This window comes from Bacillus sp. 03113 (genome assembly GCF_006546985.1).
Taxonomy (GTDB): domain Bacteria; phylum Bacillota; class Bacilli; order Bacillales; family Cytobacillaceae; genus VATK01.
In genome coordinates, this window is record NZ_VATK01000001.1 from 290,348 (window position 1) to 303,786 (window position 13,439).

Here is a 13,439-nt window from a genome sequence, read left to right on the forward strand (position 1 = left end):
TTTTCTTTTAAAATTCTCAAAATTTGGACAAATAATCTCCTTTTATTAACACCTAAAAATATGATAAGTTCAATGTATATAGGCAAAGGGTTGGAAGGGGAATGACTTTTGATTGGATCAGTCATCATTTTAGCGGGTGGAAAATCGAGCAGGATGGGGAAGAATAAAGCTCTTTTGGAATTAAGAAATGGTATGACCGTTATTGAAAGCATTATTGAAGAGCTTTCGAGCTTATCAGAACATGTTGTGATTGTGACAAACCAACCAGAGGAGTATCGTTTTTTGCAGCTTCCTTTGATTAAGGATACTTGGTCAGAAATAGGACCGCTCGGAGGCATTCATGCAGGGCTGCGAGAGTCGCCAACCAGTCGAAATCTGATTGTTGCTTGTGATATGCCTTTTCCATCTGCTGAAATTGGAAAATATTTATTGCTTCAGCTCGATCATGTACAAGCCGCTGTACCTCAAATAAACGAGTACACTCATCCTTTATTTGCTGCTTACAGAAAGGATATACTAAGTGTTATAGAGGAAGTTGTAAAAGAGAATAAGCGAAGTATGAAGCAGCTGCTGCAGAAAATTCAGCATAAACTAGTGACGGAAACAGAGCTTGAAAGGTTGGGAATTCAACGGATCGAAAAATACTTTTTTAATATGAACAATCCAACTGATTATCAAAATGCTTTGTCGATAGATAAGCTCTGACGATGAGCAGTCCTAACCGGTTTAACACATGCTTCGATTATGCTAGAATGTCGTAAATGAGGTGAAGCAATGAATTTTACCATATCAAAGGAACCGATCCAAATTCAAACAGTGATCGATAAGGTCGTTCAGCGCAATGCGGGTGCCATTACCACTTTTATCGGTACAGTCCGCGAACTTACAAAGGGGAAGAAAACATTATTTCTTGTTTATGAAGCTTATGAATCAATGGCAGTTCATAAGCTTGAAGAAATCGGTAAAGAAATAAAGGAACGTTGGTCAGGAGCTGAGGTCGCCATTACGCATAGAGTGGGGAAGCTTGAAATTACGGATGTAGCTGTAGTGATCGCCGTATCCACCTCACATCGTGCCGACGCTTATGAAGCGAACCGATATGCGATTGAACGTATTAAAGAAATCGTCCCTATATGGAAAAAAGAACATTGGGAGGACGGAGAGGAATGGATCGGCAATCAGCTTGAAACCGTAGCTTATCCAAAGGGGAAACCAAAAGAGGAGGATTTGCATGAATAAGATCTTATTTTTCGCCCATTTAAAGGAAACTGTCGGAGAAGAAAAGCTAGTGATGGATGTACAAGGTAAAACCGTTTCGGAAGTAAAAAAGATTTTGATTGAAACCTATCCTTCTATTCAGCTTAATTCAGCGATGACCGCTATTAATGAGGAATTTGCCATGGATCAAGATGTGATTCAAGAGAGTGATGAAATTGCGTTTATTCCTCCAGTAAGTGGCGGTTGATTTCCCTTTCGTCATGTTAGTAAAAATAAAGGCCGTTTTCTCAAAGTTTGTTGCTTTTGACAGAAAAACATTGGGAGAAACGTTTCGGAGCGGCCTGCATACACGTAGACTCCTGTGGGAATGCGAGAAAGGCAAGACCCCACAGGAGCGTATGCGACGAGGAGGCTTGACGCTCGCCCACGGAAAGCGAAGTGTATGCAGGCTGCGCGTTTAAAAGCAAAAATCTATACGAAAACAGCCAAAATAAAAAATAGAGGTGACATCGTGTCTGAGCGTTATTCAAGGCAGGAGTTATTTGCTCCCATCGGCCCACAAGGGCAGCAGAAGCTTCGAGAAAAACATGTGCTCATTATTGGAGCAGGAGCTCTCGGGTCAGGAAGTGCTGAGATGCTAGTGAGATCGGGAGTTGGAAAGCTGACGATTGTCGATCGGGATTATGTGGAAGAGAGCAATTTGCAAAGGCAGCAGCTATATTCGGAGCAGGATGCAAAGGAGCAGCTGCCGAAAGCAATAGCGGCTGAAAAGCGGTTAAAAACAATTAATTCGGATGTTCATATAAAAGCAATCGTCGGGGATGCTTCTCTGGAAAATTTAGAAGAGCTTGCTAAAGATGTCGACCTGATTTTGGATGGAACGGATAATTTCGAAACGAGAATGGCAATCAATGATCTATCTCAAAAACAAGGTATCCCTTGGATCTATGGGGCATGTGTCGGAAGCTATGGAATGAGCTTTACCATCATTCCAGGCAAAACCCCATGCCTCCATTGCTTATTGAAAGCTATTCCCATTCAAGGGATGACATGTGATACCGGGGGGATTATTGCACCAGCCGTTCAAATGGTGGTGGCCCATCAAGGGGCTGAAGCCTTGAAAATTTTAGCTGAAGATTACGACGCCATTCGTACATCCTTTGTTAGCTTTGATTTATGGCAGAACCAATATACTAGCATGAAAGTATCACGAGCAAAGGATCCAAATTGCTTATCATGCGGCAGTCATCGCACCTACCCTTATTTGGATATTGAGAACCGAACAAAGTCTACGGTACTATGTGGAAGGGAGACTGTCCAAATACGCCCGCCCAAAACGTTGTCTGTTAGGCTAGAGGATTTATCAGGTCAGCTGAAGCAGCTGGGCTTTGAAGTAAAGGGAAATCCTTTTTTAATATCAGCTAAAATAGATCAACAACGACTTGTCATTTTTAACGATGGACGAGCCTTAATTCACGGAACAAAGGATTTAACACAAGCAAAATCAATTTATCAGAAAATACTAGGCTAAGATAAGAAAAGCGGAGGTGCCTTGGTCAGCCCCGACAAGCAAAAGATGCTTTTGAATAGAAGGGGTTTTTTGCCTTCAATTTAGAAGCGGCTTTTGACCTCGAGAGGCTAGGCGCTAGAGCTAGACAGTAATCTAACTTCAGCTATAAATTTCTGATTATACGAAGAAAGAGGAATTCATCATGAGGGAGATACTCCATAATGATTGGAGCACGGTTTTAGGGGAAGAATTTAAGAAGGACTATTATCTTGGATTAAGAGAGTTTTTGAAGAAAGAATATACGGAACAAACCATATATCCAGATGCTTACGATATTTTTAATGCGATTCATTATACGTCCTATCAGGATGTTAAGGTGGTCATATTAGGGCAGGATCCTTACCATGGACCAGGTCAAGCGCATGGATTAAGCTTTTCTGTTCAACCAGGTGTTGATTTACCCCCTTCTTTACGTAACATTTTTAAAGAGCTGCATGATGATCTTGGCTTTAATGTTCCAAATAATGGCAGCCTTATTAAATGGGCAAAGCAAGGTGTGCTTCTATTAAACACCGTCCTTACTGTTCGTAGAGGCCAAGCCCATTCTCACCAAGGTGCTGGCTGGGAAATGTTTACCGACAAAGTCATTGAAAAAATCAATGAAAGAGAAAAGCCGGTCATTTTTCTATTATGGGGACGTCCTGCAGGAGAAAAAAGAAAGCTCATTGATCAACGTAAACATTGCATTATCACCTCTCCTCATCCGAGCCCTCTATCTGCTTATCGAGGATTTTTTGGAAGCAAGCCGTTTTCGAAAGTAAATGCTCAGTTAAACAAATGGGGGGAAAAGGAGATCGATTGGCAAATAGAAAATATTTAGCCAATCATGCGGGGCTGATCAAGGCGCTTGCGCTTTTCCTGAAAAGAGGTGAAACAATGAATATTTCGATTCAAAAGCTTCTTTTAAAAATAGAAGAACAAGTAGCTGAGGCAAAGAACAGTCACTCAGAAAATGTGATTCGTGAGAGAGTGCATACAATTAAGTCTCTATGTGAACTTATTCTTGAAGATCAGGCTGTTTTAATTGAAAAAGCTAGTGAATGGACGACCTCGAGTGCTGTTCCGAATCCTGCTGCGACTTCTCAGATGCTGCAGCCAAAGAAAATAGAAATTGAAAAGGGTGTAAATGGTGACTCCTTATTAGATTTCTAGTTCAAAGGGGAGAGAGTAAATGAAAACGTTCATTATCATAGGAGCAATCAATGCCTTTTTATCCGTAGCGTTAGGGGCTTTTGGTGCTCATGGTTTAGAGGGAAAGCTAGAACAAAAGTATATCGATATTTGGAAAACGGGTGTCACGTATCAAATGTTTCATGCTACCGGTTTGCTCATTATTGGTGTGCTTCTTGGGAAACTGCCTGCGAGTAGTTTATTGACTTGGTCCGGATGGCTTATGCTCATTGGAATTATATTATTTTCAGGAAGCCTTTACGTATTAAGCTTAACGAAAATTGGAATACTAGGGGCGATCACCCCATTAGGAGGACTTTCTTTTTTAGCAGCATGGATTTTACTGATTATTGCAGCTATGAAAGGATTATAAAAAATGGAACGAAGGCAGTTTGCCTCGTTCCATTTTTTAGTGTGCAGATGAGGATTTTACCGATAAAAATAAATTTTCGCAGATATTGTTCCCAGTTTCGTAGATATCCCTCATAAAATTCTTATTCAGTTAGCGTCAAATAAACATTTTAAGGCGCTTCCGACGTACAGGATACTAGTGCCGATGTTGCCACAGGACGTGGCGTTTTTAATCGCCCGCTTTTCTAATTGTCTAGCTCCAGCGCCTAGCCCTTGTGAAAAATAACCTCATGCCTCTAAAAGTAAAAAACACTTTTTGATTCATGAGAACATTTTTCTTCAGGGCTGATCAAGGCGCTTCCGCTTTTCTTTTTACCTCGGAGAATATGAAGCCATTCCAGGTGCTGAACCAAATGGGTACTCATATTCGATTTCCTCTTCAAACGTAACATAATTTAAGTAGACCATCAGAATTAAATAACGCATGCCTGTTTGAGGATCGCTCAATATTAAATGATCTCTTCCGGCCGCTTCGATGATTCCTTTGAATATTTTTGCGTTCCATTCTGGATTATTTTCAAAGGTGCAATATACAGTAGCAAGCTTTCCTTTATTTAATCTTAAAATGTTCTCAACATAGGACTGCTCAAGCGGAAGCATTCCTGGTATTTCTGGAGCTGCAGCAGGGGCAGCTGGAGCACCTGGAGCACCTGGGGCTGCAGGAGCAGCAGGCGTCGGTTGAGGGTATCCAGGCTGAGTTCCATAAGTAGGAGCTTGCCTGGCATCCACTCCATAATAAGGCTGATAACCGTAGTAATAAGGATAGGTACTATAGTAATCTACAGCTGGTTTATAATTTGATTGACTCAATTTGTTTTCCTCCTTAATAACGATAGATCGTAATTGTAAATAGAAATGAACATACTCACTATTCCATTTTTATGAAGGAGGCAATTTGAATATGACTTTTGAGAGCAGAAAAAGAGGACGATCCAAACGTATTGGGATCGTCCTCTATGTCGTTATTATAAAGCTAAAAATGGACTAATTTGTTCTTCTTGTAGAAGATTTCCTACATAAAAAGCGCCAAATTCACCATACCGTGCACTTACTTCATCAAAACGCATTTCATAAACAAGCTTTTTAAACTGCAAAGCATCATCGGCAAAAAGGGTTACTCCCCATTCATAATCATCAAATCCAACTGATCCTGTAATCACTTGTTTGACTAAACCTGCATATTTTCTTCCGATCATACCATGGCTTCTCATTAAACTGCGTCGTTCTTCCATCGGAAGCATGTACCAATTATCTTCACCTTGGCGTCGTTTATCCATTGGATAAAAGCATACATGATTCGCTTTTGGTAAAATTGGATATAACCTCGCTAAAATTTCTGGATTTTGATATGGATCTTGGTTGGATGGAAGATAGTTGCTCAGCTCAACCACAGATACATAGGAATGAACCGGTATCATATATTCAGCTAGCGTCGTTTTGTTAAACTCATTTTCAAGGTCGTTTAGCTCTTCAAGTGTTGGACGTAAAAGCATGAACATTAAATCGGCTTTCTGCCCAACGATTGTATATAAAGCATGGCTGCCTTCTTTTTGATTTTGTGTGTGGTTCCACTTTTCAATCAGCGCTAAAAATTCATGAATGGCTGCCTGACGCTCATCGCTTGATAGTCGTTTCCATGCTGTCCAATCCATTGAACGGAAATCATGCAGAGAATACCAGCCTTCTAGCGTTTTTGCTGCTTCACTCAATTAAATCACTCCTATATATGTACTTATAAACCCAACACAACTATATCATAGTTTAGCCATGCAACGTGTGAATAAAACTTGGAAGGATGACAAACTTGTTGATAAAATAGGAGTGAAGGAATACAGCGCAAAAAATAGGGAATCATGTAGCATGTGTTTCTAAAAAAGAATGTAATTGTAAGTAGTTTTAATGGATGATCATCATAAGACATACAATAATAGTTCGTTACCTTATAGTGAAAATATCAAAGGAGGAAATTTATGAGCGATTTATTTATTGGATTAAAGGAAAAGGTAAGTGGAAAAAAGATTAAGATTGTTTTTCCAGAAGGGTCAGATGAGCGAATATTAAAGGCTGCTGCACGTTTAGGGAATGAGAATATTTTAATCCCAGTTATTATCGGGAATCCAAATGACATACATAAGAAAGCAAGCGAATTAAACATCTCATTAGAGTCTGCAGAAATTGTGAATCCGAATGATTATCCTGAAATGGATACACTAATTGCAAAGTTTGTGGAAAGAAGAAAAGGAAAAGCGACAGAGGAACAAGCGCGTAAAATTTTATTAGATGAAAATTATTTTGGGACGATGCTCGTCTATACTAATAAAGCAGATGGACTTGTGAGCGGAGCTATTCATTCAACAGCTGATACCGTTCGCCCAGCCTTACAAATTATTAAGACAAAAGAAGGCGTCTCAAAAACCTCTGGTGTCTTTATCATGGTTCGAGAGGACGAAAAATATGTCTTTGCAGATTGTGCGATCAATATTGCACCTGACAGTAAGGATTTAGCAGAAATAGCGATTGAAAGTTCGAAAACAGCGGATATGTTTAGTATCAAACCACGTGTTGCGATGCTCAGCTTTTCAACAAAAGGCTCAGCTAAATCTCCTGAAACCGAAAAAGTAGAGGAAGCGGTTAAAGAAGCTAAATTACGTGAACCGTCGCTCGTGATAGATGGAGAATTCCAATTTGATGCTGCGTTTGTTCCATCTGTAGCGAAGCAAAAAGCACCTGATTCAACTCTTCAAGGAGATGCGAATGTATTTATTTTCCCAAGTCTAGAAGCGGGAAATATCGGCTATAAAATTGCTCAGCGTCTTGGTAATTTTGAAGCAGTGGGTCCTATTTTACAAGGCTTAAACAAGCCAGTAAATGACCTCTCGAGAGGCTGCAACGAAGAAGATGTGTATAAGTTGGCGCTTATTACAGCTGCACAATCACTAAAATAAATAGAAGCAAAAAAAGAGTGATCCATAACAGCTGCTAAGCAAGTTGGGTCCTCTTTTTTTAGCTAAAATGGTATAATATCAAGAGATTTTTATGCAAAAGGAGTACCAAATGAGCGAGACCTTAGATTTATTATGTCAAGAACAATGGCGAGTAATCGATCAATCGGTTACAGGTATACATGTAAACGCTCTTTATTCCTTTGGAATGGACGATACCCTCTGTACTTCAGTAGGGTCCAAGCTTGTGCCTCCCACTGCTAGGTCTTGGGTTCACCGAGATACCATTGTATTAGGAATTCAAGATACGAAGCTTCCTTTTTTAAGAGAAGGAATTAAGAATCTAGAAAAAAAAGGATATCAAGTGATCGTACGAAATTCAGGAGGTTTGGCGGTAGTGTTAGATGAAGGTGTTCTTAATCTATCACTAATATTACCCGAAAATGAGCGAGGAATTGACATCAATCGTGGTTATGATGCAATGTGGAAGTTAATCAAGCTTATGTTTTCTGATTTTCATAAGGAGATAGAAGCGAAAGAAATTGTTGGATCTTATTGTCCGGGAAGCTATGATCTTAGCATAAATGGGAAAAAATTTGCCGGTATTTCACAACGCCGTTTACGAAAAGGGGTGGCAGTGCAAATCTATCTTTGTGTAAATGGAAGCGGTGAAAAAAGAGCAGGTCTAATAAAAGAGTTTTATGACATTGGAAAAAAAGAAGTAAGTACAAAATTCGATTACCCCATCATTAAGCCTGGAGTTATGGCATCCTTATCTGAATTACTTCATACAGAGCTAATGATGCAAGATGTGATGCTTCGATTATTACAAGCATTACAAAAACAAACGAACTATTTATTTGCTGGGCAACTAAATGAAGAAGAACTGCCGTTATTTGAAGCTTACTATCAACGGGTTGTTGAAAGAAACGAAAAAGTACTAGAAGCTATTTGAATATGCAGCCATAAAAAAGGGTGGTTCCCATGCTTTGGGCCGCCCTTTTTTGATATGGATCCAATTTTTTTATGTTTTCGCTTTTTTTATTCTGCGACCTTTTCTAAATTTCCGTTTCGGTCCATTTTAAATTTGGTTGATGGTCGTTCCTCTTCTTCTAGTAAAACAAGCTTTCTGGCACGGTTCATAATTTTCATGATAGTCTCATAATCCTCTTGAATGGTTTCAGAATTTGTTTCTAGATGTGCGAGCTTATCTTCTAATACCTTATTGCGATTTGAAACCTCGTTTAGCTCACGTTTTAATCTTTCATTCTCGTTTTTTAATCCTTCTACTTGTAGATAGGAATGACCTAGACTTTGTAAATAGGAGATAACCATATCGAGATTTATACCGGAAGGATCCGAGTAGGATAGCGGAAGTTTTATTTCTTCCTCTTCGGCAAATTCAACATGAAAACCTTCTGTTTCCGCTTGTAGAGATGGTGTGAAAACATCTAAATTTTCCACTGATGCTACAGGTGGAGAATATAAGAGTTTTTTCTTTCCTCCTTGTTCCTTCCCAAGCATTCTATTTCTTTGTTTTCGTTGTTTTTTCGCTAACTGTAGAGCTTTTTCATAGTTGTGTCTTACTACTGCATTCCAACGAAATCCACATGCTGCTGAGGTTCGATTCAGTTTATCACCAACCTCCTCAAAAGCATTTAACTGTGTGCTTCCTTCTCTAACATGTCTTAAGACGGTTTCCGCTAATAAAAAATCATCCTCGTCTGTCCAAGCATCTTGGCGCACTTTCATATACTCAACTCCCTATCATTTTATTGATGTAAATCATCATGATATTTTCATGTTGTCCAATTTTGATAAACATTATTCAAATGGATTAAAAGGATAGTAGATTTTTTTATAAGATCAAAATAGATATCTGTGAAGGTAAGTGGGCAATGTACTAGTGACATGAAAACATAAAGCGTGACAAATTTTATCGATCAGCCCCAAGCTTCTTGTGCTTTTTTCAATTTTACAGCTTGCATTGAGAAGAGAGAAATTGTAGAATACCCTTTAGTGTTAGAAAATAATTATCATGTTATGTTTATGATATAAATAGAAAGGGATGGGCATGGAATGGCAACCGAATTTCGAGTTTGCGACGACTGTCAAGCCGTTAATCTTAAAACATTAATCCCTCTTTTAAAGAAAATAGATCCAGAAGCAAAAATAGAGATTGGGTGTCAATCTTATTGCGGCCCAGGTAGAAAAAAGACTTTTGCTTTTGTTAATAATCGGCCAGTTGCTGCTTTATCGGAAGAAGAATTAATGGATAAAATACAAAAAAAACTGAAAAAATAAGATCACCTTTCACGACAACGATAAGGTGATTTTTATTTTTATTTTTTCTATGGATCTTTTTTACAGAAAAAAAACCGATATAATAGAAGGAAGAGAAAAAGGAAGAAGGGTAGCTATGACGTATGCGTTGGAAAAACTAGCTGAAGAAAAAGTATTTAAAGATCCTGTTCACCGCTACATCCACGTGCGTGATCGTGTGATTTGGGATTTAATCGGAACAAAGGAATTCCAGCGCTTACGAAGAATCAAACAGCTCGGAACCACCTATTTAACTTTTCATGGAGCCGAACACAGTCGGTTTAACCATTCTCTCGGAGTATATGAAATTATTAGAAGGATTATAGACGATGTTTTTGACGGAAGATCAGAATGGGACAAGGATGAGCGCTTATTGTCTCTTTGTGCAGCCCTGCTCCATGATTTAGGACATGGTCCTTTTTCGCACTCCTTTGAAAAAGTATTTGATCTAGACCATGAGAATTTTACTCAAGAAATTATTTTAGGTCAAACAGAGGTAAATCAAGTTCTGCAAAAGGTGGGACAAGATTTTCCGAAGAAAGTAGCAGAAGTCATTGCTAAAACGTATAAAAATAAGCTTGTTGTGAGTCTCATATCAAGCCAAATTGATGCAGATCGTATGGATTATTTGCAAAGGGATGCGTATTTTACGGGTGTCAGCTATGGGCATTTCGATATGGAAAGAATCTTGCGAGTTATGCGTCCAAGAGAAGATCAAGTCGTCATTAAACAAAGTGGCATGCATGCTGTAGAGGATTACATCATGAGCCGTTATCAAATGTATTGGCAGGTTTACTTTCATCCTGTTACACGTAGTGCTGAAGTCATACTTACACAAATTCTACATAGAGCCAAGCACTTGCATCAACAATCGTATGCCTTTAAATCTCATCCCATTCATTTTTACTCATTATTTGAAGAAAAAGTTACTTTAGAAGATTATGTGAAATTAGATGAATCGATTATTCTCTATTATTTTCAAATGTGGCAGGAGGAAACGGACCCTATTTTAAGGGATCTTTGCTGTCGTTTTATGAATCGGAATTTATTTAAATATGTCGAAGTTGATCCAGCAAAGGAATATAAAACGCTGGCAAAGCTCACTCATCTTTTTGAACAAGCAGGAATGGATCCAGAGTATTATTTAGTGGTCGATTCTTCTTCTGATCTTCCGTATGATTTTTATCGTCCTGGTGAGGAAGAAGAGCGCCTCCCAATTCATCTATTAATGAAGAATAATGATATAAGAGAATTGTCACGAGAGTCGGAAATTGTCGATGCGATTTCGGGTAAAAGAAGAACGGATCATAAGCTTTATTACCCAGCTGATTTTCTCAAGGATGACTCGATAAATCGAGAGATTAAAGAAAAGATACGAAAGCTGTTGGATATAGAATGATCGGAATATTTGAAGTAGGAGATGACTGGGTTTGTTAAAAGATCACGCAAAATTAATGCATGCTATTGCAGCTTCTGGTGAAATTATTGGAAGAAAAAAGCTTCAAAAAATGATTTTTATCGCAAAAAAAATGGATTTTCCATTTCAAGAGAAATTTCAATTTCATTTTTACGGTCCTTATTCAGAGGAACTGACCTTACGGGTAGAAGAGCTTAGTAATATGGGCTTTTTGAATGAAGTGAAAGAGAAAAAGGGCGGCTATTTTCAATATCGCTACACATTAACGGATAATGGTAGAGAATTTTTAGAGTTAAATGCCGTTCCGATGCCACAATTGCCAGCATGTTTGACTGATATGAATGGTCAAAATGCTAGATTCCTTGAGCTTGTTTCAACGGTTCTCTTTTTTGATAATTTGCCGAAAGAAGAAGTAAAGGAAAAGGTCTTTACGTTAAAAAGCAAGCAGCGTTATACAGATGAAGAAGTCGAAGCGGCTTATCAATATATTGAACGTTTACAAGAAAAAGCTAAACACCAATAGGCGTTTAGCTTTTTTTCAAAGGCATTATTTTCTGCTTTATTTAAAGGTTTCGCCGATAAATTTAAAATATCGCTGATAAATATGAGAAATTCGCCGATAAATTCAAAATATCGCCGATAAATATGAGAATTTCGCCGATAAAACAAAATTTTCGCTGATAAAGACTAAGACATACACAAAATTCCGCATTTCTTATTCGTCGCTTAGTCTTTTTCCGCCTACAGCATAATGGTTTTTGGACATTTCTTCAATGAACACGACGATTTTTTCTTTTGGGGCTCCAGTTGTTTCACTTACTGCTTCAGTTACTTTTTCAGCTAAGTTCTTTTTTTGTTCTTCGGAACGTCCTTCAAGCATTTTTACTGTTACGTATGGCATGATGATTCCTCCATTTTTTATTGGCTATGTATTTTTCATATTTTTTCACACTTTTTGAATTTGTTCAATAGCAACAGCTTGATTGTACGATTCTTGTAACTTTCGCAAAAGAAAGCAGGATTCATTCAGGCAATCAGCTAGTTCTTTTTCACTTTTAATAAGAATCATGTATACTTTACTTAATTGTGTAGTATAAGAAATTTAGTATAAAGGAGTTTTTAAGAAATTGGATCAAAATTCGCCTTTTTCATTTTTAGAAAGATTTTTGGCATTTCCATTGGAGCTGCTTCCATTCGTCGTGATTACACTTATTGTGGCGTTTACGGTTCATGAATTTGCTCATGCATATGTAGCGTATCTGTTCGGGGATTCTACCGCGAAAAAGCAAGGACGGTTAACGCTTAATCCGATCCAGCATCTGGATCCTTTTGGTACGATCCTTTTATTAATTGCCGGGTTCGGATGGGCTCGCCCAGTTCCTGTCAATCGCTTTTACTTTAAAAATCCTAGAATAGCAGGCATACTTGTTTCGGTGGCCGGCCCTGTCAGCAATTTATTGTTGGCTATCATAGGGTTTTTCATATTGTATCTTTTGGCTAGCTTAAATATAGGGCTCAATATGCCATTTGTACAGACTTTTTTAAACATATTTATTCAATTAAATTTAGTTTTGTTTGTGTTTAATTTATTGCCATTGCCGCCTTTAGATGGTTATCGCATAGTCGAAGATTTAGCACCTGAAAGGATAAGACCAAAGCTTACTCAATATGAAACATACGGGGTCGTTATTTTTCTTATTCTTGTGATCACACCGCTGGATCAATATACGATACAGCCTATCTTTCAAACGGTTATTCCATTTATTGCAGATGGATTAAGTCAGTTTTTTTCCCAATTATTGTTGTAGGCTTTTGTGAAAAAAATTAATCGAAATGAATAGGGAGGATTATAAATTGGAAGAAAAAAAGAAAAAGCTTGGCTTTAATATTATTAAAAATGACCCAACAGACGGTCATGGAGGCTATGGTGTTGGAAGCTTGAGCCTAGAAAATGTATCACCAGTGATCATTGATGTCGAAGCGGGTGAGGCTGTGGTGGACATTGGAGCTATGCATGCAAGAAGCACTGTGGAAAAAGGAATCAAGTTTCTTCCAAATAAAGATGATGTACCAAATGGGAAGCCATATTGGCTCGTTTGGGTAACGATTGATCGGAAGCAGGAAGGTCCCTTTTATGCAGGGGTTACGGCCTGTGAAATGACAGTGGACAGAGATATACGAAGAGGATATAAATCTCTTCCTGAGCATGTTAACAAAATGGATAAATCCTTGAAGCGAAAAATCATCGTTGACCATATGGATGATAAGTCGAAAGGAATTTTAGCTGCCTTTTTGAAAAATCATGATAAAGGCATGTGGGATCGAGCCTCACAGCAGTTGAAAGATGATTTAGCGAAGTAATCGATCAACTTCCATCATATGGTTATTG

General features: G+C 38.3%; 18 protein-coding genes. 14 read left to right on the forward strand and 4 right to left on the reverse strand.

Annotation, left to right across the window (positions count from 1 at the left end; translation table 11 throughout):
- Positions 1 to 108 precede the first annotated feature (108 nt).
- The 7 genes from mobA (at position 109) to FDO66_RS03075 (ending at position 4,331) form a co-directional block, all read left to right on the forward strand.
- Positions 109 to 705, forward strand: coding sequence for a molybdenum cofactor guanylyltransferase (gene mobA, locus FDO66_RS03040; protein WP_141430925.1), 597 nt, complete (start codon positions 109 to 111; stop codon positions 703 to 705).
- A gap of 69 nt (positions 706 to 774) precedes the next feature.
- Complete coding sequence (locus FDO66_RS03045; RefSeq protein ID WP_141430926.1) at positions 775 to 1,239, forward strand: molybdenum cofactor biosynthesis protein MoaE; 465 nt, start codon at positions 775 to 777, stop codon at positions 1,237 to 1,239.
- Positions 1,232 to 1,465: a molybdopterin converting factor subunit 1 gene (gene moaD, locus FDO66_RS03050; protein ID WP_141430927.1), complete on the forward strand. Its 234-nt coding sequence runs from the start codon at positions 1,232 to 1,234 to the stop codon at positions 1,463 to 1,465. The genes FDO66_RS03045 and moaD overlap by 8 nt, the downstream gene beginning before the upstream one ends.
- Before the next feature lie 264 nt (positions 1,466 to 1,729).
- Complete coding sequence (locus FDO66_RS03060; protein ID WP_141430929.1) at positions 1,730 to 2,749, forward strand: thiazole biosynthesis adenylyltransferase ThiF; 1,020 nt, start codon at positions 1,730 to 1,732, stop codon at positions 2,747 to 2,749.
- A 181-nt stretch (positions 2,750 to 2,930) separates the two neighbouring features.
- The gene (locus tag FDO66_RS03065; protein ID WP_141430930.1) at positions 2,931 to 3,608 is read left to right on the forward strand and encodes a uracil-DNA glycosylase; all 678 of its coding nucleotides are present in this window, start codon (positions 2,931 to 2,933) and stop codon (positions 3,606 to 3,608) included.
- Positions 3,587 to 3,940, forward strand: coding sequence for a YwdI family protein (locus tag FDO66_RS03070; RefSeq protein ID WP_258535551.1), 354 nt, complete (start codon positions 3,587 to 3,589; stop codon positions 3,938 to 3,940). The genes FDO66_RS03065 and FDO66_RS03070 overlap by 22 nt, the downstream gene beginning before the upstream one ends.
- A 19-nt stretch (positions 3,941 to 3,959) precedes the next feature.
- Positions 3,960 to 4,331: a DUF423 domain-containing protein gene (locus tag FDO66_RS03075; protein ID WP_141430931.1), complete on the forward strand. Its 372-nt coding sequence runs from the start codon at positions 3,960 to 3,962 to the stop codon at positions 4,329 to 4,331.
- A gap of 350 nt (positions 4,332 to 4,681) precedes the next feature.
- Here the strand turns inward: FDO66_RS03075 and gerQ are convergent, their stop codons facing one another.
- Together gerQ and hemQ are read right to left on the reverse strand one after the other, a co-directional pair.
- Positions 4,682 to 5,179, reverse strand: a complete 498-nt coding sequence (gene gerQ, locus FDO66_RS03080; RefSeq protein WP_141430932.1) for a spore coat protein GerQ — start codon at positions 5,177 to 5,179, stop codon at positions 4,682 to 4,684.
- Between the two features lie 155 nt (positions 5,180 to 5,334).
- Positions 5,335 to 6,078: a hydrogen peroxide-dependent heme synthase gene (hemQ, locus tag FDO66_RS03085; protein ID WP_141430933.1), complete on the reverse strand. Its 744-nt coding sequence runs from the start codon at positions 6,076 to 6,078 to the stop codon at positions 5,335 to 5,337.
- Between the two features lie 261 nt (positions 6,079 to 6,339).
- Between hemQ and pta the strand changes: the two genes are divergently transcribed.
- Positions 6,340 to 7,314 carry a phosphate acetyltransferase gene (gene pta / locus FDO66_RS03090; protein ID WP_141430934.1) on the forward strand — a complete coding sequence of 325 codons (975 nt, stop codon included), beginning with the start codon at positions 6,340 to 6,342 and terminating at the stop codon, positions 7,312 to 7,314.
- A gap of 109 nt (positions 7,315 to 7,423) precedes the next feature.
- Positions 7,424 to 8,266 carry an octanoyl-[GcvH]:protein N-octanoyltransferase gene (gene lipL / locus FDO66_RS03095; RefSeq protein ID WP_141430935.1) on the forward strand — a complete coding sequence of 281 codons (843 nt, stop codon included), beginning with the start codon at positions 7,424 to 7,426 and terminating at the stop codon, positions 8,264 to 8,266.
- An 86-nt stretch (positions 8,267 to 8,352) separates the two neighbouring features.
- On the opposite strand, the gene FDO66_RS03100 is transcribed toward lipL, so the two are convergent.
- Positions 8,353 to 9,063 carry an RsfA family transcriptional regulator gene (locus tag FDO66_RS03100; protein WP_141430936.1) on the reverse strand — a complete coding sequence of 237 codons (711 nt, stop codon included), beginning with the start codon at positions 9,061 to 9,063 and terminating at the stop codon, positions 8,353 to 8,355.
- Between the two features lie 327 nt (positions 9,064 to 9,390).
- Here FDO66_RS03100 and FDO66_RS03105 point away from each other — a divergent pair, with 327 nt between their 5' ends.
- From FDO66_RS03105 to FDO66_RS03115, 3 genes are all read left to right on the forward strand, one after another.
- Positions 9,391 to 9,615 carry a YuzB family protein gene (locus FDO66_RS03105; protein ID WP_141430937.1) on the forward strand — a complete coding sequence of 75 codons (225 nt, stop codon included), beginning with the start codon at positions 9,391 to 9,393 and terminating at the stop codon, positions 9,613 to 9,615.
- Positions 9,616 to 9,730: 115 nt separating this feature from the next.
- On the forward strand, positions 9,731 to 11,032 hold the full coding sequence (locus FDO66_RS03110) for an HD domain-containing protein (protein WP_141430938.1): 1,302 nt from the start codon (positions 9,731 to 9,733) through the stop codon (positions 11,030 to 11,032).
- A 31-nt stretch (positions 11,033 to 11,063) separates the two neighbouring features.
- On the forward strand, positions 11,064 to 11,573 hold the full coding sequence (locus FDO66_RS03115; RefSeq protein ID WP_141430939.1) for a YwgA family protein: 510 nt from the start codon (positions 11,064 to 11,066) through the stop codon (positions 11,571 to 11,573).
- A gap of 192 nt (positions 11,574 to 11,765) precedes the next feature.
- On the opposite strand, the gene FDO66_RS03120 is transcribed toward FDO66_RS03115, so the two are convergent.
- A complete protein-coding gene (locus FDO66_RS03120) occupies positions 11,766 to 11,951 on the reverse strand; it encodes a 2-hydroxymuconate tautomerase (protein ID WP_141430940.1) in 186 nt (61 codons plus the stop codon).
- 226 nt (positions 11,952 to 12,177) lie between these two features.
- Between FDO66_RS03120 and FDO66_RS03125 the strand changes: the two genes are divergently transcribed.
- Positions 12,178 to 12,858 (forward strand): site-2 protease family protein, encoded by a 681-nt coding sequence (locus tag FDO66_RS03125; RefSeq protein WP_141430941.1) that lies wholly within the window; start codon positions 12,178 to 12,180, stop codon positions 12,856 to 12,858.
- Positions 12,859 to 12,904: 46 nt separating this feature from the next.
- On the forward strand, positions 12,905 to 13,411 hold the full coding sequence (locus FDO66_RS03130) for a YwhD family protein (protein WP_141430942.1): 507 nt from the start codon (positions 12,905 to 12,907) through the stop codon (positions 13,409 to 13,411).
- Positions 13,412 to 13,439: the final 28 nt, after the last annotated feature.

Excerpts from the sequence above, each read along its gene's own strand:
- FDO66_RS03045 (WP_141430926.1), top strand. The coding sequence starts at position 775 with ATGAATTTTACCATATCAAAGGAACCGATCCAAATTCAAACAGTGATC.
- moaD (WP_141430927.1), top strand. The coding sequence starts at position 1,232 with ATGAATAAGATCTTATTTTTCGCCCATTTAAAGGAAACTGTCGGAGAA.
- FDO66_RS03065 (WP_141430930.1), top strand. The coding sequence starts at position 2,931 with ATGAGGGAGATACTCCATAATGATTGGAGCACGGTTTTAGGGGAAGAA.
- FDO66_RS03075 (WP_141430931.1), top strand. The coding sequence starts at position 3,960 with ATGAAAACGTTCATTATCATAGGAGCAATCAATGCCTTTTTATCCGTA.
- pta (WP_141430934.1), top strand. The coding sequence starts at position 6,340 with ATGAGCGATTTATTTATTGGATTAAAGGAAAAGGTAAGTGGAAAAAAG.
- lipL (WP_141430935.1), top strand. The coding sequence starts at position 7,424 with ATGAGCGAGACCTTAGATTTATTATGTCAAGAACAATGGCGAGTAATC.
- FDO66_RS03100 (WP_141430936.1), bottom strand. The coding sequence starts at position 9,063 with ATGAAAGTGCGCCAAGATGCTTGGACAGACGAGGATGATTTTTTATTA.
- FDO66_RS03105 (WP_141430937.1), top strand. The coding sequence starts at position 9,391 with ATGGCAACCGAATTTCGAGTTTGCGACGACTGTCAAGCCGTTAATCTT.
- FDO66_RS03110 (WP_141430938.1), top strand. The coding sequence starts at position 9,731 with ATGACGTATGCGTTGGAAAAACTAGCTGAAGAAAAAGTATTTAAAGAT.
- FDO66_RS03120 (WP_141430940.1), bottom strand. The coding sequence starts at position 11,951 with ATGCCATACGTAACAGTAAAAATGCTTGAAGGACGTTCCGAAGAACAA.